The following is a 21,899-nucleotide window of genomic DNA, read 5'->3' on the forward strand; positions in this document are numbered from 1 at the left end:
ATTATTGCTCAATAAGCGCTGCAGCCGAATTATTCTCAGAAATATTGTCTGCCTGCGCGATGCAATCGCTGTCGCCCGGAGATGCGGCCGGCGCACGGGCAGGCTCGCTGAATGCCACGCGGCGCCGCGCCAGGTGGATGCCCGCCAGCATGCAGCGCACCGAGCCGCCAGCCAGCTCCAGGGTGGGCACGCGCAGCGGCAGCAAGGTGGCGCTGCGCTTGATCACCGCCTTCTGCCCGCGCGTCAGGCTGGCGCAGGCGCGCTCGGACAGGGCCAGCAAGCGCTGGCCGCTCCGGCCGGTGAGCTCCAGCGCATTGCCGGCGAATTCGCCGATCTGGCGGGCATCGAGTTCGATGAGCTCGCGCCCGCCCTCGCGCAGGCGCTCGCGCACTGCCGCGCGGCGCTGCGGGTCGGCGATCAGGTAGAAGCCGCCGAGTGCGAAGTCCGTGCCCACGCACAGCATCACATTGGTGTGGTAGCACGGCTGGCCCTGGGCGTCGGCCGTGGCAAAAGCCATGGGCTCGAAGTTGAAGTGCGTGCAAAAACGCTCCAGCGCCACCGCATTGGCGCGGTTGGACTGGGCGGTGTAGGCGATGCGGGCCACATGGTCCAGCACCATGGCGCCCGTGCCTTCCAGAAACATGCCGTCCTGCTCCAGGCCGGAATAGTCGATCACGTCCTGCACGCGGTACTCAGCCTTGAGATGCTCGATGATGTCGCTGCGCCGCTCGCGCCGGCGGCTGGGGGCAAACATGGGGTAGAGCGCCACATGGCCGCCCGCGTGGGTGGAGAACCAGTTGTTCGGGAAGACGCTGTCGGGCGTGTGGCGCCGGCCATCGTCCTCGAAGAGGTGCACCCGCACGCCGGCGTCTTGCAGCCGCGCGGCGGCGTCGCTCACCTCGGCATAAGCGCGGCGCGCGGTTTCATCGGGTGGCTGGCCGGCCGCGTGCGCCTGGAAGGCGTTATCGGCGGCCGTTTCGGGATTGGGCGTGAAATGGCGCGGACGCACCATGACCACGGCGGCTGGTGCCTGCAGGGAGGGCGGCGGCATATCGGTCAGGCCACGCGGCGCAGACGCGTACTGGCCCCGGCGCCGCGCGTGCGCCCGAACAAGTCTTTTGGGTCGCCGTCGCTTGGGACCAGCTCCACGTCGCGCCCGATGCCGCGCTCCTGCGCCAGGCGGTGCAGGGTGCGCAGGGCGGCATAGTCTTCCAGCGCAAAGCCGACGGAATCAAAGACGGTCACTTCCTGCGCGGACGTGCGGCCGGGCGCCTGTCCGGACAGCACGCGCCAGAGTTCGGTCACCGGATGGTCGGGCGCGAGCTGCTGGATGTCGCCCTCGATGCGCGTCTGCGGCTCGTACTCGACAAAGATGTTGGCCGCACGCAGCACGTCGGGGTGCAGCTCGGTCTTGCCGGGGCAGTCGCCGCCCACGGCGTTGAGGTGCATGCCGGGCTCGACCATGTCGGGCGTGAGGATGGTGGCGCGGGCCTTGTCGGCCGTGACGGTGGTGACGATGTCGGCGCCGCGCACGGCATCGCGTACAGACGCCGCGCGCCGCACGCGCAGGCCGGGGAGGTCCGCGAGGTTGCGCAAGAGCTTGTCCGTGGCGGCCGCATCGACGTCGAAAGCACTCACCTCGCCAATGCCGAGCAGGGTGTGAAAGGCGATCGCCTGGAAGTCGCTCTGCGCGCCATTGCCGATAAGCGCCATGCGGCGGCAGTTCGGCCGGGCGAGGGCGCGCGCCGCCATGGCGGAGGTGGCGGCGGTGCGCAGGGCCGTGGTCAGTGTCAATTCGGACAGCAGCAGCGGGTAGCCTGTGTCCACCTCGGCCAGCACGCCAAAGGCCATTACCGTTGGCAGGCCGCGTGCCGGATTGCCGGGGTGGCCATTGACGTACTTGAAGCTGTAGTGCGTGGCGCCGGCCACCGGCATCAGCTCGATCACCCCGCGTGCGCTGTGGCAGGCGCTGCGGGCGGATTTGTCGAACTCGCTCCAATGCAGAAACTCGGCTTCGATGCTGTGGACCAGCTGTTCGATGAGCGCAGCGGGGCCGATGTCCTGCGTCAGCTGCGCGAGGGCGGGAAGGTCGATAAGGCGGGTCATTTTTGTCTCCTGATGCCATTGCTCAATCAAACGATTGCTTTGTCGGCTTCGCTTCGCCTTCGCGTATTCGATGGATTGAGAAGCCGAATGAGATGGCTTCAGAAGATTGTGCTGTGCCGCCTCAACCAACGAATAGCGGCAAAAATGTGCTGATTTGGTAGCACTTCTAGCGATATGGCAGTAATAATTATCGCTATGGTAAAAATTGATGACACTGACAGGCAGTTGCTTAGCCTGCTGCGCGACAACGCCCGCACGCCCCTGGCCACACTGGCGCAAAAGGTCCGTGTCTCGCGCGGCACGGTGCAGAACCGCTTGCGCAAGCTCGAAGACGCGGGCGTCATCACGGGCTACACCGTGCGCCTGCGGCCCGATTCCGAACCCCAGCGCATCCGGGCGTGGATGAGCATCGCGGTCGAAGGCAACGGCGCACCCGCCGTCATACGCGCCCTGCGCGGCGAGGCCGCAGTGGGCACGCTGCACAGCACCAATGGCCGCTGGGACATCGTCGCCGAGGTGCGCGCCGAGAGCCTGGAGGCGTTTGATGCGGCGCTGGGGCGTATCCGCCTCACGCCGGGCATTGCGGCCACGGAAACCAGCTTGTTGCTGTCGACCTACAAAGCCTGACCGTGCCGGCAGGGTTACGCCAGTCGCCTTACCATGCAGGCGCCATGTCCGAATCGACCCCCGCTTTTGCCGTCGACCAGTCGCCGGACCGTATCTGGCCCTTGCGTGGGGAGTTTGTCGAGCCCGCGCTGGAGCAGGATTTTCGCGCGAGCACGCTGTCCCGGGTGCTGCCGCAGCAGCGCGCGGGCCTGGTGCTTTGGGCAGCACTGATGGTTGTGTTTGCGGTGCCCGATTACCTCGCCCTGGGTGCCGTGCCGAATTTCTGGATTCTGGCGGCCTACCGGGGCGTGTTCGCATTGCTCCTTCTGGGGGCCGCAGAGGCATTCAAGCGCAGACCGAACCTGGCCTTGCAAGGGTACGTGCTTGTTGGCCTGGCCTTACTGGGGTATTCGTTCTTTTTTCTGCTCTACGGGCTGCGACCAGATATCCGGGCGTTCAATACCGGGGCGATCATGGTCATCCAGGTCATGCTGTTCCTGTTTGTACCGGTGCGTGTGGCCATGGCTGCTCCTGTGGCGCTGTTTGGTGCCATCGGCGCCACGCTCAGTGTCTGGGCCACGACAGCGGACGCGTCGGTGAAGGTCGGAACGGCTTTCCTGGTGGCCCTGCCGGCCGTGCTGGGCTACGCGGCAGCGCTGCGCCAGCAAAAGACGGAACGGCTGGAATTCCTGCTGCGCCGCCAGTTGCTGGACGCCAACCGGGAACTGAAAGATGAAGTCGTCCGGCGCGTGGCCCTGCAGGGCGAACTTGAGCGCCAGGCCTTCACGGATTTGCTCACGGGGCTGCCCAACCGACGTGCGCTTGCTGAACGCTTCGCTACGGAATCGGCACGCGCGCAGCGCCGCAGCGAGCCGCTGTCACTGGCCATGTTTGACCTCGACCATTTCAAACGGGTGAACGACACCCACGGCCATGCCGGCGGCGATGCGGTGCTACGCGGGGTGGGCGAGGTGTGCGCTCGCAGCTTTCGTGGTGCCGACATGGCGGCGCGGGTGGGGGGTGAAGAATTCGCGGTGCTGTTGCCAGACGTCGATCTGCAACGGGCTGGCACGGTACTGCAGCGGTTCAACGACTTGCTGGCCGCAACGCCTGCGATGGTCGGCGATCAGGCGGTTGCAGTGACAGCCACCGCTGGCGTGGCCCAGCACCAGCCGGGGGAAGATCTGAATGCGCTGATGGCGCGGGCCGATGCGGCCATGTACGCCGGCAAGCAGGCCGGGCGCAACCGCGTGGTGCTGGTGCCAGCGGACGCTGCGCCCGCGCCAAGTTGATGCTGGCTCCCCACCCCAGGTGGGAAGCGTCAAGCCGGATGTGTTGCCAGCAGGTGCCGCGCCAATTCGGCAAATCCCGCGCCGCGCTCGCCCCGTGTTACGAAGCGCGGCAAATGGGTGAGCTGGGGGACGAAGCGCGCAATGTTGGCGACGCCCACGCTGTGCCCGAAATGCTCGAACATGATCTGGTCGTTGCTTGAATCGCCCACATAGACCCAGCGGGCCGTCTCCTGCGACAGTTCGCGCCCGAACAGCTCGCGCACGATCCAGCGCGCACCTGCCCATTTGTTGTGCGCCCCAAACCAGCCGTTGATGTGGATGCTGCTCACCGTGGCCACCATGCCCGCCTCCCGCATCAGGCCGACACACCGATCGATCGTGGCTTGCGGAAGGTGCGTGAATTCGCTGTGGTCGATGGCGATGTCGGTTTCGCGGCCGGCCGAATCCTGCGCCCGCCGGGCACCGGGCACCTGGCGCTCGATAGCCTCCAGCACTGCGCGCATGGCAGCAAAGTTGACGGCCCGTGTAGCGGCATCTTGTTGGTATATTTTTGATAGCTGCAAGCGCTTGTCCGATAAGCGCTGGAGGCCATTTTCGCTTATATTTTCTGACGATTCGAGGCGCAGGGCGACCGCGCCGTTCTCGGCCACCACGGCGTCCACCGGCCAGGCCGCGGCAAAGCGCTCGCTCCAGCCCACGGGCCGCCCGGTGATGGGAATCACGTGCAGCCCGGCCGCCTTCAAATCGTGCAAGGCAGCCAGCGCGTCGGGGGTGATGGCGCCGTCCGTGGTCAGGGTGTCGTCGATGTCGGTGAAGATGCCGAGCAGATTGGCAGGCGGTTGCCAGGTGGTGAGCGCTTGCATGCGGAGCGTGAGACGTTGGTGGGGTGTCAGGCGAAGAGGCTGGCTTTGAAGAGTTGCCTCTGTTGCACCATGTTCAGCGCGCAGCGAATGTAATCAAGGCTTGGTAGAACTGGTCCGATCCGTCCTGCGGATTTTTGGGTCCCAGTTCCATGCGATTGACGCCATGCGAGGCGCCGCCCTTGAAGCGATCGGGTACCACGGAAAAATAATACGGACTGATGAAGCGTGCACCGTTTGCATACTGCGACTGCATTGCCGCCAGGTGCGCACCTTTGCGCTTCCATTGCTGAGGATTGAATTCTGGCACCCCGTAGTCGGTGATGTGGTGTGCGGCGATGAACTGGCGCACCCAGTCGCTATCGGTTGCCCCGCCGTAGAGGTTGATGCCCTGCTTCCACGGTAAATCGCCTTGCAGCGTCAAATCGGCGGCGAACAGTTGCGGGTTCCAGCTGGAATTTACGCGCGGCAAAATCTGATGGGAATAGAGTTTGGAGGCGGGCAGGCCCGCATCCAGCGCTACTTGGTAGAAGTGCGCCATGAAGCCGCGCACCTGCTCGGCGCGGAATTGGTTCCAGTCGCGTGCAAGTGGGTTGTAGTACACGTCCTGCAGGGGTTTTGGCAGGTCCAGCCAAGTCTGCACGCCTGCCAGAGCTTTGACGTTCTTGAGTGAGAGCAGGGGCTTGCCGCGTCCGCTGATGGACTTCTGATCGCGCCCCATGACCACGAATTCGCGTTCTGCTACGGCATACTGGCTACTGGCGGATTCGGCCACGATCTGCGCGACGTGCCGGCCTGGGGTGAGTGCGCGGTAGTCGTAGTCCACGCGGTAGCCGACATTGGGGTCCTGCACCGCTTCGACCGCACGGTACACATCCAGCCGGTTCAAGCCCCGTGGCACAGCACCTGCTGCCTGGCCGTCAACGTATAGCGTTAGCTTTTGAACCTGGTGCTGCGGATCCGACAACCAGCCAGAAAACGGCAGCATGCCGTCGGCAAACGCGTCGTAATGCTCGCCAAAGTTCGCCAGGTGTTCGCGCCGTATATCGCGTCCGGGCGCGGGGATGGTGCCAAAGTCAGCGTAATCAAGACCGGTTTTCTCGCGGAATACAGCGATGGTGCCGTATTTACGGGATAGCCAGGCACGGAAATCGTTGACCGAGCCGGGGCTGTAATCCGTGACGTGGATGTCCTGGTAAGTGCCCATGCCATTTTCGAAATCGGGAAACATTTGGTGCAATTCCCCGGCCAGCGTGATCGCGAAGATGCGTTTTTGCACCTTGGCTGGCAATGCCTCTACGCGCTTGGCCACTGTGCGCAGAGCCTCATACCGGTAATGGTTGACCGGAATGGATTCATCGGTACGCAAGGTGTACGGCGCGATGCGGTAGCCAAAGTATCCCAGCGTGAGCGGCTTGCCGTCGGAGAGTGCCATGATGTTTTGCGGATTGGCCAGCAAATCATCCGTCAGAGGGCCTACGCTGTCGAAATGGTCCGCGGCGAGGTACAGCACCACAGGCCGGTCAATATCCCGGATCAGCGACAGCTGCTCATCAATGCGGTGGGTGTCAATCGCCCACTGGTTGCCCTTGCGCTGATAGAGCGCCAGCAACTGCAGCGTCAGCGTGTAGCCCACCTGCACCTGACCGCGAGGGCCGCCAGGCTCTAGCGTATCGAGCAGGCGGCGCACTGCGGGAGCGCCGTTTTGCTTGCGTCTTCGGCACAGGGCGTAGGCATCGTCAAGTTGCGTAATGGTGGCATCTTTGAGTGCCTGGTCGCATAACTGAGCACCTTCGATAGACGGAGCGAGGATCAGAGGGGGGCGGCTCGCTGGTGTTTCGATATGACCCAAATTGGCTTTTTGGGCCGTGGCAGGCAGCCCGACCAGACACAGAGCAAGTGCGGCCCCCAAGTTACGGCTCACAGCGCGGTCGACGGGGAACCTGTTCATTGGGCGTCCTTCCCTGGAAAAGAGCGAGCAAGCTCAGGGCCGAGTGCCTGTGCACGGTAAAAATGACCCAAGGCGACGTCATAAAGAGCCGGTGCACCAAACTCTACGACTGTGCCGGGAGAGCAGGCAAACTCCAGCCTCAAAATGCCCTTGTGGTTGGGCAAACTCACTGCATCCATCCCCCAGGCAATGTTTTGATTTGGGCGCAGACCGTCAAGGAGGACCCTAGCTGAACGCGCCGCACCCGTTGGCGTGGTGTACACGATCCACAGCTCACGGCACTGGCCTTCAAAATGCCGAAGCGGAAGGTTCAGTACAGCCAAGTTGGATAGCTGCAATGAAGGCGGAGCCCATTCGACGACCAGCCGGGTGTGGGTTATGGGCACCGGCTTCTCAAACGGATTACCGCTGTTCCCTTTCACGCTCAACTCACTCTTGTTCGCCTGCTGTATCAGACGGTTCGGGCCCGACGCAATGTCCGGCATCAAGGTCTCGCCGTGGCGCTGGTTCCATGCGCCTATTGCAACTCCCGTCATGACCACAAACAGCGTGCCCGCCAGCGCGACGAAGCGCCGCTTTTTTCCCGCTGTGATCATTAGCCCGAGGCCTGCGGCAGCCAGCAAAGTCAGGGGTGGATCCAGTGCGCTGGCACTGTACCGAGGGTTGTACATCACGGGAATATGCACAGCGCACTGGTAAGCTGCTGCGCCTGCCAGCAACCAAACGAGCGGCTTTTTTCGCCCCGCAATCAACCCCCCCAGCGCCAGCACCAGCAGACCTATACGCATAGCCCGATCATTGAAGACGTGACGAGATAACTGAGCGCGGCTGAAGAACAAAAATGCGCCCAGCTTCTGAAAATACAGGTGAAAGAGCTGGGCTGGCGCCGTATCAAGCAGTGCTGCGCGCGTGACGGCGAGCAGCCGTCGGTCTCCTTCCAGCGATAGGTGTCCTAAGTTGTCGGTGACCGTGAATTCGTCGTGCGCGAGGCCGAAAAAGGGAGGCTCATAGCCATGCAGAACTGCATTGCTGCCGAAGTACAAAGCTGCGCCGCTTCCCGTTGCAACTAGTGGGCGGCCAAATGCTTCGCGCTGGTGCAGCATGAAGCTGCCAACCAAAGCCAACGCTATCAGGTGAATGGTGGCCAGGCGCAAAAATACACGACGTGTGTCTCCCTTGCACAGGAGTGCCATTACCAAGCCGGCCAGACTTGCTGCGGGTAGCCAATAAAGCCAAGTGGCGCGTGTCAGCGTGGCTGCGGTGAGCGCGACCCCACCTAGAACCACGGCGGCAACGCGATTTTTGCGCGGGAGCTGAGCGCCGTCACATGCCCAAGAGCAGGCCCATAACCACAAGACCACCAAAAAAACGAACGGTGCCTCACCCATCAGTGTGACGCCCGTTGTGACGAGCATCTGAGACGTGGCAAATCCCCACGCTGCAGCGGCACCAGCCGCTGGGCCGGCCAGTCGCCTCACGGCGTCGGATGCAAGCAACAAGGAGGCGAGACCGATGAACAAGTTGGCCGCCTTGATAGCGACAGGGTCTGCTCCCCATATGGCCATGTAAAGCACCGCGCCCGGTGCTACGGTCACACTGTTCGGGAGTGTGAAATAGGAGGAAGGATCTTCAAGAAATGCCCTTGCAAGCGGTAGATAGGTGTGCAGCGTGTCGTAGGGGATCCGAGGATCGGCAAGAATGTAAACAGCACGTGTGGCATAGACCAGCGTGGGCAGAACCACGCCCAACCACCACCACTGGGCGGGCAATAAGCGACACGAAATCGTCGCGTGCGGCGCGCCGCTTGGTGTTGCCGAGCTCAAGGCGTGGCCCGTGGCAGTGCGCGGTCGGCTTCCTGAAGTTCAGGGCTGCGCGGTTCCGTCGGAACGCTGCTGACGTCGTATTGCACAAAGGCAATAAGCAGCTGAATACCTATGAGCACCGGCATAGCGGCCAGCATCACCGTCCCGCTGGAAGCAGGATGGTTGCTTGTGTTGCTCCCGATCCAGTGGAGGACACCGAATACCCCGCCTGTGATGAGAAGAAAGCTACCCGCCAAGCTGTAAATAGTGCCGATATTGAAATCGCGAACCAAATAGCTGTACACATAGCGACGAAACAACCGAGAAAGGTGTTTGCCGAGGAATTCCGGGAGTACCCTTTTGATGTTCAAGTTGGATTCTTCGTCGGCATAGACCGCGTCCATGGGAATGTCGCGTACCACGGCGCGCAGGGTATTGAGGCGAAAAAGCATGTCGGTCTCAAAAAAGTAGCGGCGCTCGAGTTTGTCCAGGGGCAATTCCCGAAGTACGGTCGTGTGAATGGCGGTGTAGCCGTTGGTCGGATCCATGAGTTGCCAGTAGCCACAGCTGAGCTTTGTGAGAAACGACAGCAAGGCGTTGCCGATCAGTCGCATGGGCGGCATCGTTCGTACCGACTCGGGTCGATAGAAGCGGTTGCCCTTGGTGTAATCGGCACGGCCGGCAAGAATGGGGCGCACAAAAAGTGGTAGCAGACGCGGGTCCATTTGACCGTCACCATCAATCTTGACCACGATGTCCATGCCGTCTTTCAATGCCGCGCGATATGCTGTGATCAGGGCTCCGCCCACCCCCTGATTGCTCGTGTGGCGCAGCACCCGCACGCGTGGATCGGTGCAGTAACGCTCGATATGGTCCCCGCTGGCATCAGGGCAGGCATCGTCGACTGCATAAATGCGCTGTACGCTGGGCGGAATGGCGGCTATTACCTCCAGCACGTGTCCTGTCACCTTGTAGCTCGGAATCGCGACGGCGATAGAGGGCTGGCGATGCCTCTCGAGCATGCTGATGCCCTGCGTCATTGCGCCCTGGCTGCCAGAGTGATGCCGGCCAGAATCAGGGCGCCACCCAGCAAGGTCTGCAGGTGCAGTGGCTCACGCAGCAGCATCCAGCCCATCACAGGGACCAGCACAAATGCCAACCCCATGAAGGGGTAAGCAAGGTGCAGCGGCGCTGTGCGCAGCACCCAAATCCACAGCAGCGTTGTTGCACCGTAAAGCGCCAGGGCGGTGATTAGCCATCCGTTGAAGGCCCAGTCCCGCCAGCCGGCATGCGCCGGAATCAACAAAGCTGCCTTCTTGAACAAAAGCTGACCGAGTGATATTCCTACAACGCAGACGAGCGTCATCAACGTAAGAGCGGGTGTCATAGTGGTGTTTCCGGTGGATGGTATCAACCGCCCGATTGCAGCGCCAGCCCCGCATGCTCGCGCAGCGGGTGGAAGTGGATCTTGGGAAAGCGTTCCTGTGCCAGGCGCACGTCGTAGGGGCTGGTGCACAGGTAGGCCAGGGTGTTGGCCGCGTCGTGCGCCATGCGCAGCGGGTAGGCATTTTCAAATTCGCGCAGCTCGGCCGGGGTGTCGGCGGTGATCCAGCGCGCACCCGTGTACTGGCAGCCCTCCAGCCGCACGTCGGCGTCGTATTCGCCTTTCAGGCGGTGCTGCACCACTTCAAATTGCAGCTGGCCCACGGCGCCCAGCAGCATGTTGCCGCCGGTGTCGGGTTTGAAGACCTGGATGGCGCCTTCCTCGCCCAGCTGGGCCAGGCCTTGCTGCAGTTGTTTGGTGCGCAAGGGGTTCTTGAGCACCACGGTCATGAACAGCTCGGGGGCAAAAAACGGCAGGCCGGTGAACTGCAGGTTGGCGCCATCGGTGATGGTGTCGCCCAGCTGCACGCCGCCGTGCGTGGTGAAACCGATGATGTCGCCGGCGTAGGCTTCTTCGACAGCTTCGCGGCGCTGGCTCATGAAGGTGACCACGCTGGTGGGGCGCAGCTCCTTGCCGGTGCGCTGCACCTTGAGCTTCATGCCGGGCTGGTATTTGCCCGAGGCCACGCGCACGAAGGCGATGCGGTCGCGGTGGTTGGCGTCCATGTTGGCCTGCACCTTGAAGACCACGCCAGAAAAACCTTCGTCCTCGGGCTGGACGGTCTTGACCACCGGTTGCTTGTTGACTTCCAGCGTGCTGATGCGCGGGCCGGGCGGCGGGGCCATGTCCACCAGGGCGTCGAGCACTTCCATTACGCCGAAGTTGTTCACCCCCGAGCCGAAGAACACGGGTGTGAGCTTGCCCGCCAGAAACTGCGCATGGTCCCAGGTGGGCGACGCGCCCACCGCCAGTTCCATGCTTTCCATGGCGGTGTCGAACTCGCTGCCAAAGCGTGCCCGCAGCCGGGCAGTTTCGGTGAGGGGAATGGTTTCGAAATCCTGGGGCCGGCGCTCGCTGCCCGACTCGAACACCGTCATCGCCTGGGTGCGCAGGTTGATGATGCCGCCAAAGCGCTTGCCCTGGCCCACCGGCCAGGTCATGGGGCAGCAGGGCATGCCCAGCTCGCGCTCGACCTCGTCCATGATGTCCAGCGGGTCGCGCACTTCGCGGTCCATCTTGTTGACGAAGGTGATGATGGGGGTGTCGCGCTGGCGGCAGACCTCGATCAGGCGGCGCGTCTGGGCTTCCACGCCGTTGGCGGCGTCGATCACCATCAAGGCCGAATCGACGGCGGTCAGCACGCGGTAGGTGTCTTCCGAGAAGTCCTTGTGGCCGGGGGTGTCGAGCAGGTTGATGACGTGCTCGCGGTAGAGCATCTGCATCACGCTTGACGCTACTGAAATGCCGCGCTGTTTCTCGATCTCCATCCAGTCGGAGGTGGCATGGCGGCTGGCCTTGCGGCCTTTGACGGCGCCGGCGATCTGGATCGCGCCCGAGAACAGCAGGAGCTTCTCCGTCAGCGTGGTCTTGCCGGCGTCGGGGTGGGAAATGATGGCAAAGGTGCGGCGGCGCCGGGTTTCAGAGGCGTAGGACAAGGGAGATCCAGAATTCAGGGGTGAGCAGGCGCACGGCAGGGCATGCGTGCTTAAAGCCCGTTGATTTTACGGGGCCGATAGGCAGAGCAGGGTTCGCGCGCCCGTGTCACAGTTGCGCCCATGCAGGAATCCGACCCATCGCCCGCCACCCGTACCTGGGTGCAAGCGGGTTCGCCCGCCTACCGGCGCATCAGCCTGGCCTTGTTTATGGCAGGTTTCGCAACCTTCTCGTTGCTGTACTGCGTGCAGCCGGTGCTGCCGGAGCTGGCGGCGCACTTTGGCCTGGGGGCTGCGGGCAGTTCGCTGGCGCTGTCGGTCAGCACCGGGTGCCTGGCGGTGGCCATTTTTGTTGCCGGCGCCTTGTCGGAAGGGCGGGACAAACGGCGGCTGATGTTTGCCTCCATGGCGCTGGCGGCGGTATGCAATGTGCTGGCAGCCGTGGCGCCCACCTGGGGTGCGTTGCTGGTGGCGCGGGCGCTGGAGGGCATTTTGCTCGGCGGTGTGCCCGCCGTGGCCATGGCCTATCTGGCCGATGAGATCCACCCGCGCGGGCTGGGGTTCTCCATGGGCCTCTACATTGGCGGAACGGCATTTGGCGGCATGGCCGGGCGGGTGGGGACGAGTGCGCTGGCCGACCAATTTGGCTGGCGCGCAGCAATGGCCACCATCGGTGCGCTGGGGCTGCTGTCAGCGATCGGGTTTGTGCGGTTGCTGCCCAAAACCAGCGGGGCAGTGCCGTCTGGCACGCGGCAGTCGCAGAGCTTGCAGTTTCATCTGGACGCCTGGCGCGCGCACTTGCACACGCCCGGCTTGCCATTGCTGTTTCTGTCGGGCTTTGCGCTGATGGGGGTGTTTGTCTCGCTCTTCAATTACGCGGGCTTTCGCCTGGCGCTGCCGCCCTATGGCTTGAGCCAGACGCAGATTGGCCTCATCTTTTGCGTCTACCTGTTTGGCATCCTTGCTTCGCCCACGGCTGGCGCGCTGGCGGACCGGCTGGGGCGCGCGCCGGTGCTGGTGGGCGGTGTGGCGCTGATGGTCGCTGGCGTGGTGCTGACCTTGGTGGCGCCGCTGCTTTGGGTGATTGTGGGCATTGCCGTGCTCACTTTTGGTTTCTTCGTGGCGCATTCGGTCGCCAGTGGCTGGGTGGGGCAACTGGCACGCCAATCCAAGGGGCATGCGTCCTCGCTGTATTTGCTGGCGTACTACCTGGGCTCCAGCGTGCTGGGTTCGGCGGGTGGCTGGTTCTGGGAGCATGGGCGCTGGCCGGCCTTGGTGGGGTTCTCGCTGGTGCTGCTGGCGGGTGCGCTGGCGATGGCACTGCGCCTGCGGGAACGCACGCCGATATAATCCGCATTCTTCTCCCGAGGAGCGTTGCAGCGTCCCGCTATTTCAGCAGGCGTGAGGCTCGGGAGGCCGGGCCGAACGGTCTGTCAGTTCGACAGGCTCACAGATCCGCTGTGCAACGACGCTCATCCACCTTGCGTGCGATGGGCTCTCAATCCCCCCTCGCGGCAGGTGGTGTTTCAAAACAGCTTTTGGAGCCACCCATGAACGCCCGTACCCCCCCACTTGATTCCATTGACTGCGCCATTACCGACATCGGCCTGGCCGCCTGGGGCCGCAAGGAAATCCGCATCGCCGAGACCGAGATGCCTGGCCTGATGGCCATCCGCGAGGAATTCGCTGCCAAGCAGCCGCTCAAGGGTGCGCGCATCACCGGCAGCCTGCACATGACCATCCAGACCGCCGTGTTGATCGAGACGCTGCAGGCCCTGGGCGCCCAGGTGCGCTGGGCCTCGTGCAACATCTTCTCGACGCAGGACCACGCGGCCGCCGCGATTGCTGCGGGCGGCACGCCGGTGTTCGCCATCAAGGGCGAGTCGCTGGCCGACTACTGGGACTACACGCACCGCATCTTCGACTTCGGTGCGGCCAACACCCCCGGCGAAGGCCCGAACCTGATCCTGGACGACGGCGGTGACGCCACGCTGCTCATGCACCTGGGCAAGCGCGCCGAAAAGGACGCCTCGCTGATCGCCAACCCGACCAGCGAAGAGGAAACCTGCCTGTTCGCCGCCATCAAGGCCAAGCTGGCCGTGGACCCCACCTGGTACAGCCGCAAGGGTGCCGAGATCATCGGCGTGACCGAAGAAACCACCACCGGCGTGCACCGCTTGAAGGAAATGTCGGCCAAGGGCACCCTGTTGTTCCGCGCCATCAACGTGAACGACTCGGTCACCAAGAGCAAGTTCGACAACCTGTACGGCTGCCGCGAATCGTTGGTCGACGGCATCAAGCGCGCCACCGACGTGATGATTGCCGGCAAGGTGGCCTGTGTGGCCGGCTACGGCGACGTGGGCAAGGGCAGTGCACAGGCGCTGCGCGCGCTCTCGGCCCAGGTGTGGGTGACCGAGATCGACCCCATCAACGCCCTGCAGGCGGCGATGGAAGGCTACAAGGTCGTCACCATGGAATACGCCGCCGACAAGGCCGACATTTTCGTGACCACCACGGGCAACCGCGACGTGATCCGGCACGAGCACCTGCTGGCCATGAAAGACCAGGCCATCGTCTGCAACATCGGCCACTTCGACAATGAAATCCAGGTCGCCACGCTGGAACAGTACGAATGGGAAGAGATCAAGCCGCAGGTGGACCATGTGATCTTCCCGGATGGCAAGCGCATCATCCTGCTGGCCAAGGGCCGCCTGGTGAACCTGGGCTGCGGCACGGGCCACCCGAGCTTCGTCATGTCGTCGAGCTTTGCCAACCAGACCATTGCCCAGATCGAGCTGTTCACGCACAGCGACTACTACGAAAACGGCAAGGTCTACGTGCTGCCCAAGCACCTGGACGAAAAGGTCGCGCGCCTGCACCTGAAGAAGGTGGGCGCGATGCTGAGCGAGCTGACGGACGAGCAGGCGGCCTATATTGGCGTGCCCAAGCAAGGCCCCTACAAACCCGACACCTACCGCTATTAACGGGCGCTACTGCGCGGCCCGCAGGCGTCGTTGCGGGGCCTCCCGTGAATCCTCACGTAGCGCCGCTACGTTCCGGTTTCCGGGGCCTCCCGCGCCTAGCCTGCGGGCCGCTCGCTATGCGCTGACAGGGCAGAGAAACAAAAAAACCATCGGAACTCCATGCGAATTGACCAACTTCTTGTCGAACGCGGCCTCGCCGCTTCGCGCGCGCAGGCGCAGCGGCTGCTGGCGGGCGGCGCGCAGTGGCGCGTGGGGCAGGGCGCCTGGAAGCCGGTGGCCAAGAATGGCGACAACGTACCGGACGATGCCGAGTTGCAACTGCAGGACAACTCGGAGGCGCGCTACGTCTCGCGCGGCGGGCTCAAGCTCGAAGGGGCGCTGGCTGCTACCGGCCTGGACGTGTCGAGGTGCCTGTGCCTGGACGTGGGCCAGTCCACCGGCGGTTTTACCGATTGCCTGTTGCAGCAAGGCGCTGCCCATGTGGTGGGCGTGGACGTGGGCCAGGGGCAGTTGCACCCGCGCCTGCGGGGCGATGCGCGCGTCACCTGCATCGAGCAGGTCAACGCACGTGCCCTGGATGCTTCTGATTTAATAGCTGCTTGCGCATATGGAATAAGCGCTGAAGGCCAATTTGACCCTAAATTCTCGGTCATTGTGGGCGACCTCTCGTTCATCTCGCTAACCTTGGTGCTGCCCGCGCTGGTGCCGTTGCTCGCGGACGGCGGGGCGCTGCTGATGCTGGTCAAACCTCAATTCGAGCTGCAGCCAGGCCAGGTGGGCAAGGGCGGCATCGTGCGCGACGCGGCGCTGTACGCGGTGGTCGAGCAGCGCATCCGCGCCTGCTGTGCCGAGCTGGGGCTCACGGTCCAAAGCTGGTTCCCAAGCCCTATTGAGGGTGGCGACGGCAACCGCGAATTTTTTGTTTTTGCGAGGAGGGCCGCATGAGCGCTGCCAATATCCCTGATGCCTCTAACGCCGCCTGCCCGGTGAGCTTTGAATATTTTCCGCCCAAGACGCCCGAGGGCGCCGCCAAACTGCGCGGCGTGCGCCAGCAATTGCAGGCGCTGGCGCCCGAGTTCTGCTCGGTGACCTACGGTGCGGGGGGCTCGACCCAGCAGGGCACTTTCGACACGGTGCGCGAAATCCTCCAGGAAGGCGTTGCCGCCGCTTCGCATTTCTCCTGCATCGGCGCCACGCGCCAGTCGGTGCGCGAGCAGCTCGCCATGTTGGGCGCCATGGGCGTCAGGCGCCTGGTGGCGCTGCGCGGCGACTTGCCCAGTGGCTATGGGTTGGGCGGCGAGTTCCATTACGCCAGCGACCTGGTGGCCTTCATTCGCGCCGAAACGGGCGATGCGTTCCACATCGAGGTCGCGGCCTACCCCGAGGTGCACCCGCAGGCACGGTCGCCTGAAGCCGATCTGCGCGCCTACGTCGCCAAGGTGCAGGCGGGCGCTGATTCCGCCATCACCCAGTATTTCTACAACGCCGACGCCTACTTCCGCTTTGTGGACGACGCCACGCGCCAAGGTGCGCGCGTGCCGGTGGTGCCCGGCGTCATGCCCATTGGCAGCTCCAGCCAGTTGCTGCGTTTTTCTGATGCCTGCGGCGCCGAGGTACCGCGCTGGATCCGCCTGCGCCTGCAGTCCTATGGCGACGATGTGGCCAGTATCAAGGCGTTTGGCCTGGATGTGGTGACGCGCTTGTGCGAGCAGTTGCGCGCCGGCGGCGCCCCGGCGCTGCACTTCTACACCATGAACCAGAGCCAGGCGGTGCTGGAACTGTGCCGGCGCCTGGGACGTACAGCGCCTGTATCAGCCGCCTGATTCCAGTGTGAACGCCGCGTGCTGGTCCTGCCCCAGCCGTGCGACGAGCTGTGGCATGGCCGGCGCTAGCGCGGCCTTGAGCGTGTGCGGCGGGTTGATGAGGAACATGCCGCTGGCCGGCAGGCCAGGGCGCACCACCTTGCCGTCGGCGAGCTCCTTGACCTTGCCCGCCTTCACGGTCAGCGTGGCGTGCAGCCAGCTTTTGCCACTCTTTGTCGCCAGCGTTTTCAGGCGGCGTGGCAGATCATGCGCTTCGGGCCGGGCAATCAAGGGGTACCACACGGCGTAGGTGCCGGTGGGGAAGCGCTTCATGCCCTCGGTGGCAAGGTCCAGCACCTTGGCGTAGTCGCTCTTGATTTCGTAGCTGGGATCGCACAGCAACAGGGCGCGGCGGGCTGGTGGAGGTAAAAACTTGCGCCAGCCCTCAAAGCCGTCTTCACTCAGGACGGCCACCTGGCGGCCTGCATTGAGCTGCGCCACGTTGCCGGCCAGTGCACGGGCGTCGGTGGGGTGCAGCTCGAACAGTTTGAGCCGGTCGTGCGCGCGCAGCAGGTGCTGGACGATGAAGGGCGAGCCCGGATACACCTTCAGGTTGCTGCCATGGTTGAACGAGCGCACCAGGTCCAGGTAGGCCTGCAAGGCAGGTGCCAGGGGCTCGGCATCTGGCGCAGGCGCTGCCAGGCGCAGCAGGCCCCCGCCTGCCTCGCCGCTGGTGCGTGCGTAGTCGCCGTCGAGCCGGTAGAGGCCGGCACCGGCGTGGGTGTCCACGACGGTCAGCGCGGCATCTTTCTCGGTGAGGTGCTGCAGGACGGCAATCAGCACCGTGTGCTTGAGCACATCGGCGTGGTTGCCTGCATGGAAGGCGTGGCGGTAACTGAACATGGGGCGATGGTAACCATGCCTGCCCGGACCTTGGGCACTGCGGGTCGGTTTGGCATGTTTGTTGCTGAAAATCAGGAGATGCACCTGCGCGCCGGCCATGCGCTACGCAAAACGTGCAATTTTTGTCTCAGAAAGTCATTTTTGCTCTCACCGACCCTGGAAACCTATGATGATGGAGCCGGCCAGCGCCTTGGCCGGCCTGTGTCCCGCCACGTCTCCTTCGCCCGCATGACCGAAAGCTCCCGTTCAGAACACCGCTCCCAGGTGCGCCACCTTGATGCGCTGCCGGCGGGCACGCGCCTGGCCGAATTTGAAATCCTGTCGCTATTGGGCGTGGGCGGCTTTGGCATGGTCTACAAGGCGTTTGACCATTCGCTGCACCGCACGGTGGCCATCAAGGAATACATGCCGGCGGCGCTCGCCGCCCGCGCGGGCGATGGGACACTCTGGGCGCGTTCGTCTACCGACGAGCCAGCATTCCAGGCGGGCCTGCACTCGTTCGTGGACGAGGCGCGCATGCTGGCGCAGTTCGACCACCCCTCGTTGGTGAAGGTGTTTCGCTTCTGGGAGTCGCACAACACCGCCTACATGGTGATGCCGCTGTACCGGGGCATGACCTTCAAGCAGGCACGTACCCAGATGCGCGCACCGCCCCCGGAAGCCTGGCTGCGCCAGGTGCTGTGGGCCGTGCTCGACGCACTGCGTGTGCTGCACGGCGCCAACACCTTGCACCGCGATATTTCCCCCGACAACATCTTCTTGCAGGATATGGGGCCTCCCGTGCTGCTGGACCTGGGTGCCTCGCGCCACGCCATCAACGACCGCGACCGCAAGCACACGGCGGTGCTGAAGGTGAACTACGCGCCCATAGAGCAGTATTCGGATGGCGAAGGTGAGGGCCACGCCGAGATGGCCCAAGGGCCTTGGAGCGACCTGTACTCCCTGGCGGCTGTGGTGCACGGTTGTTTGTGCAACGACGCGCCACTGCCGGCCACGCTGCGGGCCCTGCGCGATCGCATGGTGCCGTTTTCGCGCGTGGCCAGGACGGTGCACAAGCAGTTTGGCCAGGAATATTCCCCGCCTTTTATCGAGGCCATCTCCCAGGCGCTCAAGCTGCAGCCTGAAGACCGACCCCAGAGCATCGATGCGTTTCTGGCGTTGATGGCGATGCCATCGGCGCCAGCGGGACTGGACCATTTCGACTTCCGCGCGGGTTTGGGGGACCTCTGGGTCGAGCCCACCGACCAGCCTGACGCCACCATGACGGCGAGTACCGTGGACCTCACGGGCCAGGCGCCTGCGGGGGGTGCTGCAGTGCAGCTACCGGCGGGCCCTGCGTCCGCTCCCCTGCATGCCAAGCCCGTAGCTCCCCAGGTAATCGCTTCCACCGCCCCGGGGGCGCAGGACGCGGCACAGACCGATGCCGCCGATACGGTCTTTCTAGGCCCTGACACGGTGTTTCGTGACCCAGACACGGTCCAGCCGGCCGAGCCCCTGGCGCCGGCACGGCAGGCTCCTCCCAAGAAGGCTTTGCTCGAATCCGAGTGGACCCGCGAGAGAGCTGCCGCGCCGCCTGCGCGGCGTTTGCTCTGGCCCTGGCTTGGCGCGGGCGCGGTCGGGTTGGCGGCGGTTGCCGTGGCATGGGCCCTGCGCGGACCGGCTCAGGCGCCGCTGCCGAAGCCGACGACAGCGCCGGCCGACGCCATCATCACGGAATTGAAACCGCCGGTGTCGGCGCCCGAAGCGGCTCCCGCTGAGCAAGCTGCCACAGACCTCACGGCTGCGCAGGCGGCCGCGAGCATGCCCCCGCCCAACGACGGACCGGCACCGGCGTTTGTGTCTTCCGGCGACCCGCGCGCGGTGTCCAAGACGCCGCCCCGATCGGCACGACCAACCAAAGCCACCAAAGAACCGCCCGTGCCAGCGACAAGCCCGGTGCAAGAGCCGGCGCCAGCTCCGCCGCCTGCGCCGCTGCCAGCCCCCGCGCCGCGCAAGGCACCACCGCCAGCGCCGCTGTGTGCCAATACCAACGTGCTGACCCGCAGCATGTGTCTGCGCGAGGAATGCGGCAAGCCGGGCAATGCTGGGCGCTCGGCCTGCGTCGAGTTCCGCAAGGCCATGGAGCCGCTGGAGAGCAACCACTTTGCCAATTGAGGCGGCGCCTGCATGAAAGCCAGTGGACTGTTTTGATGTGGCCCCGTTATAATGGCGGGCTTCGCAGCGCTTGCGTGCTCCGCGGCGAAGTGTAAAAACGGGTTCAATCCGGTTTTGCAAGTACCACCTAAGAGGTTTCCATTTCAAGAGAAACACCGACCGTGGAAAAGAGCCCAAGGACGCCGGCCCCTTTTCAGGCCGGCCAAACCAAAGAAACTCATGAAAACCTTCAGCGCCAAACCCGCTGATGTGACGCACGAGTGGTTTGTGATTGACGCCACCGATAAGGTGCTCGGCCGGGTAGCCAGCGAAGTTGCCCACCGTCTGCGCGGCAAACACAAAGCCATTTATACGCCTCACATCGATACCGGTGACTTCATCGTCATCATCAACGCCGCTCAGCTTCGAGTGACCGGCGCCAAGTCGACGGACAAGATCTACTACCGCCATTCGGGCTATCCCGGCGGTATCTCGGCCACGAATTTCCGTGACATGCAAGCCAAGCACCCCGGCCGCGCGCTGGAGAAGGCCGTCAAGGGCATGCTGCCCAAGGGGCCGCTGGGTTACGCCATGATCAAGAAACTCAAGGTGTACGGTGGTGCTGAGCATCCCCACACCGCCCAACAGCCCAAAGTGCTGGAACTGTAAGGAGCCTTGAGATGATTGGTGAATGGAACAATGGCACCGGCCGTCGCAAATCCAGCGTCGCCCGCGTGTTTCTGAAAAAAGGCAGCGGCAAGATCACGATCAACGGCAAGGACATTCAGTCCTACTTCGGCCGTGAGACCTCGATCATGATTGCCAAGCAGCCGCTGATGCTGACCAGCCACGCCGAAACGTTTGACATCATGATCAACGTGCACGGTGGCGGTGAATCCGGCCAAGCTGGCGCAGCCCGCCACGGCATCACCCGTGCGCTGATCGACTACGACGAAACCCTCAAGCCGGTATTGAGCCAGGCCGGTTTCGTCACGCGCGATGCGCGCGAAGTGGAACGCAAGAAGGTCGGCCTGCGCTCTGCACGCCGCGCCAAGCAGTTCTCCAAGCGCTGATCCGCAGCGGCGGATCTCGCACAAAAGCCGCACCGGTTCGCCGGGGCGGCTTTTTTCATGGTGGACGCGGTTTGGCCCACAATCGCCCCTTTTGCCCACCACAGAGTGCCCATGTCCTTCACCCGGCTCGCCACAGGAGACGCATGCGTTTTCGACTGCTCAGACGCCGCCTGACGATCAGTGCCCCACGCGTCGCCGTGCGCAGCGCGCTGCCGTGGCCGCTGCGCTGGCTGGTGCTGGCGGTGTTCCTCGGGTTTTGTGCTGCGGTGTCGCTGTGGGCGTTCGATTTTGGCCGCTCGATTGCCGGCTTGGACGCGGGTAGCCGCGAAGAACTGGTGCGCCTGCGCAGCGATCTGGCGCGCTTGCGGGCCGACTCCCAGCAGGCGCAGACGATTGCCAACACCTCGGGCAGCCTGCTGCTGGCCGAGCGCTCGGCCCTTGAGCAACTAAAGCTCCAGCTCAAGCAACTTGAGAGCGAAAACCGCTCGCTGCGGGAGGATCTGGGGTTCTTTGAAAAGCTTATTCCCAGCAGCACCTCGGGCGATGACCTGGCGATTCGCGGCCTGCAGGCCGACCAGCAGGCCGATGCCAAACTGCATTGGCAGGTGCTCCTGATGCGGCCCGTGAAAAACGCTACGGAATTTTCAGGTCAGCTGGAGCTGGTGGCCGCGGGAACACGCGATGGCAAACCCTGGAGCCAGCGCTTCGCTGGCGACGCGCAGGCCTTCAAGCTGCGCCAGTACCAGCGGCTCGAAGGCATTGCGCCGTTGCCGCCCCATACCGTGGTAAAAACCTTGACTGTCAGAATCCTGCACGAGGGGCGTGTTCGTGCCTCGCAAACCACGGACCTCAGTCCGTGAGCGGTGGCGCCCACTGCTCGCTTGATTCGTCCCCAGAGGAGCCTCGCCCATGTTTTCCCGCAACAAGCAACCCGCTATCAAAAGCCTGATCGCCCAGGGCAGCCGCATCGAGGGCGATGTGCATTTTACGGATGGCCTGCGCATTGATGGCCAGGTGCGTGGTGATGTGCGTGCCGAAGAGGGGCAGAACGGTTTGCTGGTGATTTCAGCGCTGGCCAAGGTGGAGGGTGCCGTCCATGCTGCGCACGTCATCGTCAACGGCGAGGTCGTGGGGCCTGTGCATGCGACGGTGCTGCTTGAATTGCAGCCCAAGGCGCGCATCACGGGCGATGTGCACTACAAGGCCTTGGAAATGCACCAGGGCGCCACCATCTGCGGCAGCATGGTGCCTACCGACGCTGTGCTTGAAGCAAAGCCCCCACTGAAATTAGCGTCTAACGCCCAGTGAAAAGAAATCCCCCAAGGACTTCATTAGTATTCCCCCAAGACCC

The 21,899-nt window shown here is 63.9% G+C and carries 20 protein-coding genes and 1 riboswitch; of the genes, 11 read left to right on the forward strand and 9 right to left on the reverse strand.

Annotation, left to right across the window (positions count from 1 at the left end):
- Position 1: 1 nt before the first annotated feature.
- Positions 2-1,051 (reverse strand): citrulline utilization hydrolase CtlX, encoded by a 1,050-nt coding sequence (gene ctlX / locus D3F03_RS15495; protein ID WP_119110343.1) that lies wholly within the window; start codon positions 1,049-1,051, stop codon positions 2-4.
- Between the two features lie 5 nt (positions 1,052-1,056).
- Entirely contained in the window at positions 1,057-2,106 is a 1,050-nt protein-coding gene (locus D3F03_RS15500) for an ornithine cyclodeaminase (RefSeq protein ID WP_119110344.1), read from the reverse strand.
- Between the two features lie 195 nt (positions 2,107-2,301).
- Here D3F03_RS15500 and D3F03_RS15505 point away from each other — a divergent pair, with 195 nt between their 5' ends.
- Positions 2,302-2,733 carry an Lrp/AsnC family transcriptional regulator gene (locus tag D3F03_RS15505; protein WP_119110345.1) on the forward strand — a complete coding sequence of 144 codons (432 nt, stop codon included), beginning with the start codon at positions 2,302-2,304 and terminating at the stop codon, positions 2,731-2,733.
- Between the two features lie 44 nt (positions 2,734-2,777).
- Positions 2,778-4,004 (forward strand): GGDEF domain-containing protein, encoded by a 1,227-nt coding sequence (locus tag D3F03_RS15510; protein ID WP_119110346.1) that lies wholly within the window; start codon positions 2,778-2,780, stop codon positions 4,002-4,004.
- A 29-nt stretch (positions 4,005-4,033) separates the two neighbouring features.
- Here the strand turns inward: D3F03_RS15510 and D3F03_RS15515 are convergent, their stop codons facing one another.
- From D3F03_RS15515 to D3F03_RS15540, 6 genes are all read right to left on the reverse strand, one after another.
- A complete protein-coding gene (locus D3F03_RS15515) occupies positions 4,034-4,867 on the reverse strand; it encodes an HAD-IIB family hydrolase (RefSeq protein WP_119110347.1) in 834 nt (277 codons plus the stop codon).
- A 73-nt stretch (positions 4,868-4,940) separates the two neighbouring features.
- Positions 4,941-6,815 carry a hypothetical protein gene (locus tag D3F03_RS15520; RefSeq protein WP_245960656.1) on the reverse strand — a complete coding sequence of 625 codons (1,875 nt, stop codon included), beginning with the start codon at positions 6,813-6,815 and terminating at the stop codon, positions 4,941-4,943.
- Positions 6,812-8,638, reverse strand: a complete 1,827-nt coding sequence (locus D3F03_RS15525) for a hypothetical protein (protein WP_158606171.1) — start codon at positions 8,636-8,638, stop codon at positions 6,812-6,814. The genes D3F03_RS15520 and D3F03_RS15525 overlap by 4 nt, the downstream gene beginning before the upstream one ends.
- Positions 8,635-9,657: a glycosyltransferase family 2 protein gene (locus D3F03_RS15530; protein WP_119110349.1), complete on the reverse strand. Its 1,023-nt coding sequence runs from the start codon at positions 9,655-9,657 to the stop codon at positions 8,635-8,637. Before D3F03_RS15530 ends, D3F03_RS15525 begins: the two co-directional genes overlap by 4 nt.
- Complete coding sequence (locus tag D3F03_RS15535) at positions 9,654-10,004, reverse strand: EamA family transporter (protein ID WP_119110350.1); 351 nt, start codon at positions 10,002-10,004, stop codon at positions 9,654-9,656. Before D3F03_RS15535 ends, D3F03_RS15530 begins: the two co-directional genes overlap by 4 nt.
- Positions 10,005-10,027: 23 nt before the next feature.
- Positions 10,028-11,656, reverse strand: coding sequence for a peptide chain release factor 3 (locus D3F03_RS15540; protein WP_119110351.1), 1,629 nt, complete (start codon positions 11,654-11,656; stop codon positions 10,028-10,030).
- Between the two features lie 120 nt (positions 11,657-11,776).
- Here D3F03_RS15540 and D3F03_RS15545 point away from each other — a divergent pair, with 120 nt between their 5' ends.
- The 4 genes from D3F03_RS15545 (at position 11,777) to metF (ending at position 16,460) form a co-directional block, all read left to right on the forward strand.
- Positions 11,777-13,003 (forward strand): MFS transporter, encoded by a 1,227-nt coding sequence (locus D3F03_RS15545; RefSeq protein WP_119110352.1) that lies wholly within the window; start codon positions 11,777-11,779, stop codon positions 13,001-13,003.
- Between the two features lie 10 nt (positions 13,004-13,013).
- Positions 13,014-13,134: riboswitch (S-adenosyl-L-homocysteine riboswitch) on the forward strand.
- 69 nt (positions 13,135-13,203) lie between these two features.
- Positions 13,204-14,637: an adenosylhomocysteinase gene (gene ahcY / locus D3F03_RS15550; protein ID WP_119110353.1), complete on the forward strand. Its 1,434-nt coding sequence runs from the start codon at positions 13,204-13,206 to the stop codon at positions 14,635-14,637.
- Between the two features lie 159 nt (positions 14,638-14,796).
- Entirely contained in the window at positions 14,797-15,582 is a 786-nt protein-coding gene (locus D3F03_RS15555) for a TlyA family RNA methyltransferase (RefSeq protein ID WP_119110354.1), read from the forward strand.
- Positions 15,579-16,460, forward strand: a complete 882-nt coding sequence (gene metF, locus D3F03_RS15560; protein ID WP_119110355.1) for a methylenetetrahydrofolate reductase [NAD(P)H] — start codon at positions 15,579-15,581, stop codon at positions 16,458-16,460. The genes D3F03_RS15555 and metF overlap by 4 nt, the downstream gene beginning before the upstream one ends.
- Here metF and D3F03_RS15565 read toward each other — a convergent pair.
- Complete coding sequence (locus tag D3F03_RS15565; protein ID WP_119110406.1) at positions 16,449-17,342, reverse strand: 23S rRNA (adenine(2030)-N(6))-methyltransferase RlmJ; 894 nt, start codon at positions 17,340-17,342, stop codon at positions 16,449-16,451. The two genes, metF and D3F03_RS15565, sit on opposite strands and share 12 nt — an antisense overlap.
- Before the next feature lie 228 nt (positions 17,343-17,570).
- On the opposite strand from D3F03_RS15565, the gene D3F03_RS15570 reads away from it, so the two are divergent.
- From D3F03_RS15570 to D3F03_RS15590, 5 genes are all read left to right on the forward strand, one after another.
- Positions 17,571-19,496, forward strand: a complete 1,926-nt coding sequence (locus D3F03_RS15570; RefSeq protein ID WP_119110407.1) for a serine/threonine protein kinase — start codon at positions 17,571-17,573, stop codon at positions 19,494-19,496.
- 219 nt (positions 19,497-19,715) lie between these two features.
- Positions 19,716-20,144 carry a 50S ribosomal protein L13 gene (gene rplM / locus D3F03_RS15575; RefSeq protein WP_119110356.1) on the forward strand — a complete coding sequence of 143 codons (429 nt, stop codon included), beginning with the start codon at positions 19,716-19,718 and terminating at the stop codon, positions 20,142-20,144.
- A gap of 11 nt (positions 20,145-20,155) precedes the next feature.
- Positions 20,156-20,548: a 30S ribosomal protein S9 gene (gene rpsI / locus D3F03_RS15580; protein ID WP_119110357.1), complete on the forward strand. Its 393-nt coding sequence runs from the start codon at positions 20,156-20,158 to the stop codon at positions 20,546-20,548.
- Between the two features lie 143 nt (positions 20,549-20,691).
- The gene (locus D3F03_RS15585; protein WP_119110358.1) at positions 20,692-21,408 is read left to right on the forward strand and encodes a DUF6776 family protein; all 717 of its coding nucleotides are present in this window, start codon (positions 20,692-20,694) and stop codon (positions 21,406-21,408) included.
- Positions 21,409-21,457: 49 nt separating this feature from the next.
- Positions 21,458-21,856, forward strand: coding sequence for a bactofilin family protein (locus tag D3F03_RS15590; RefSeq protein WP_119110359.1), 399 nt, complete (start codon positions 21,458-21,460; stop codon positions 21,854-21,856).
- Positions 21,857-21,899: the final 43 nt, after the last annotated feature.

Source organism: Simplicispira hankyongi (assembly GCF_003570885.1).
In the GTDB taxonomy this organism is placed as follows: domain Bacteria; phylum Pseudomonadota; class Gammaproteobacteria; order Burkholderiales; family Burkholderiaceae_C; genus Simplicispira; species Simplicispira hankyongi.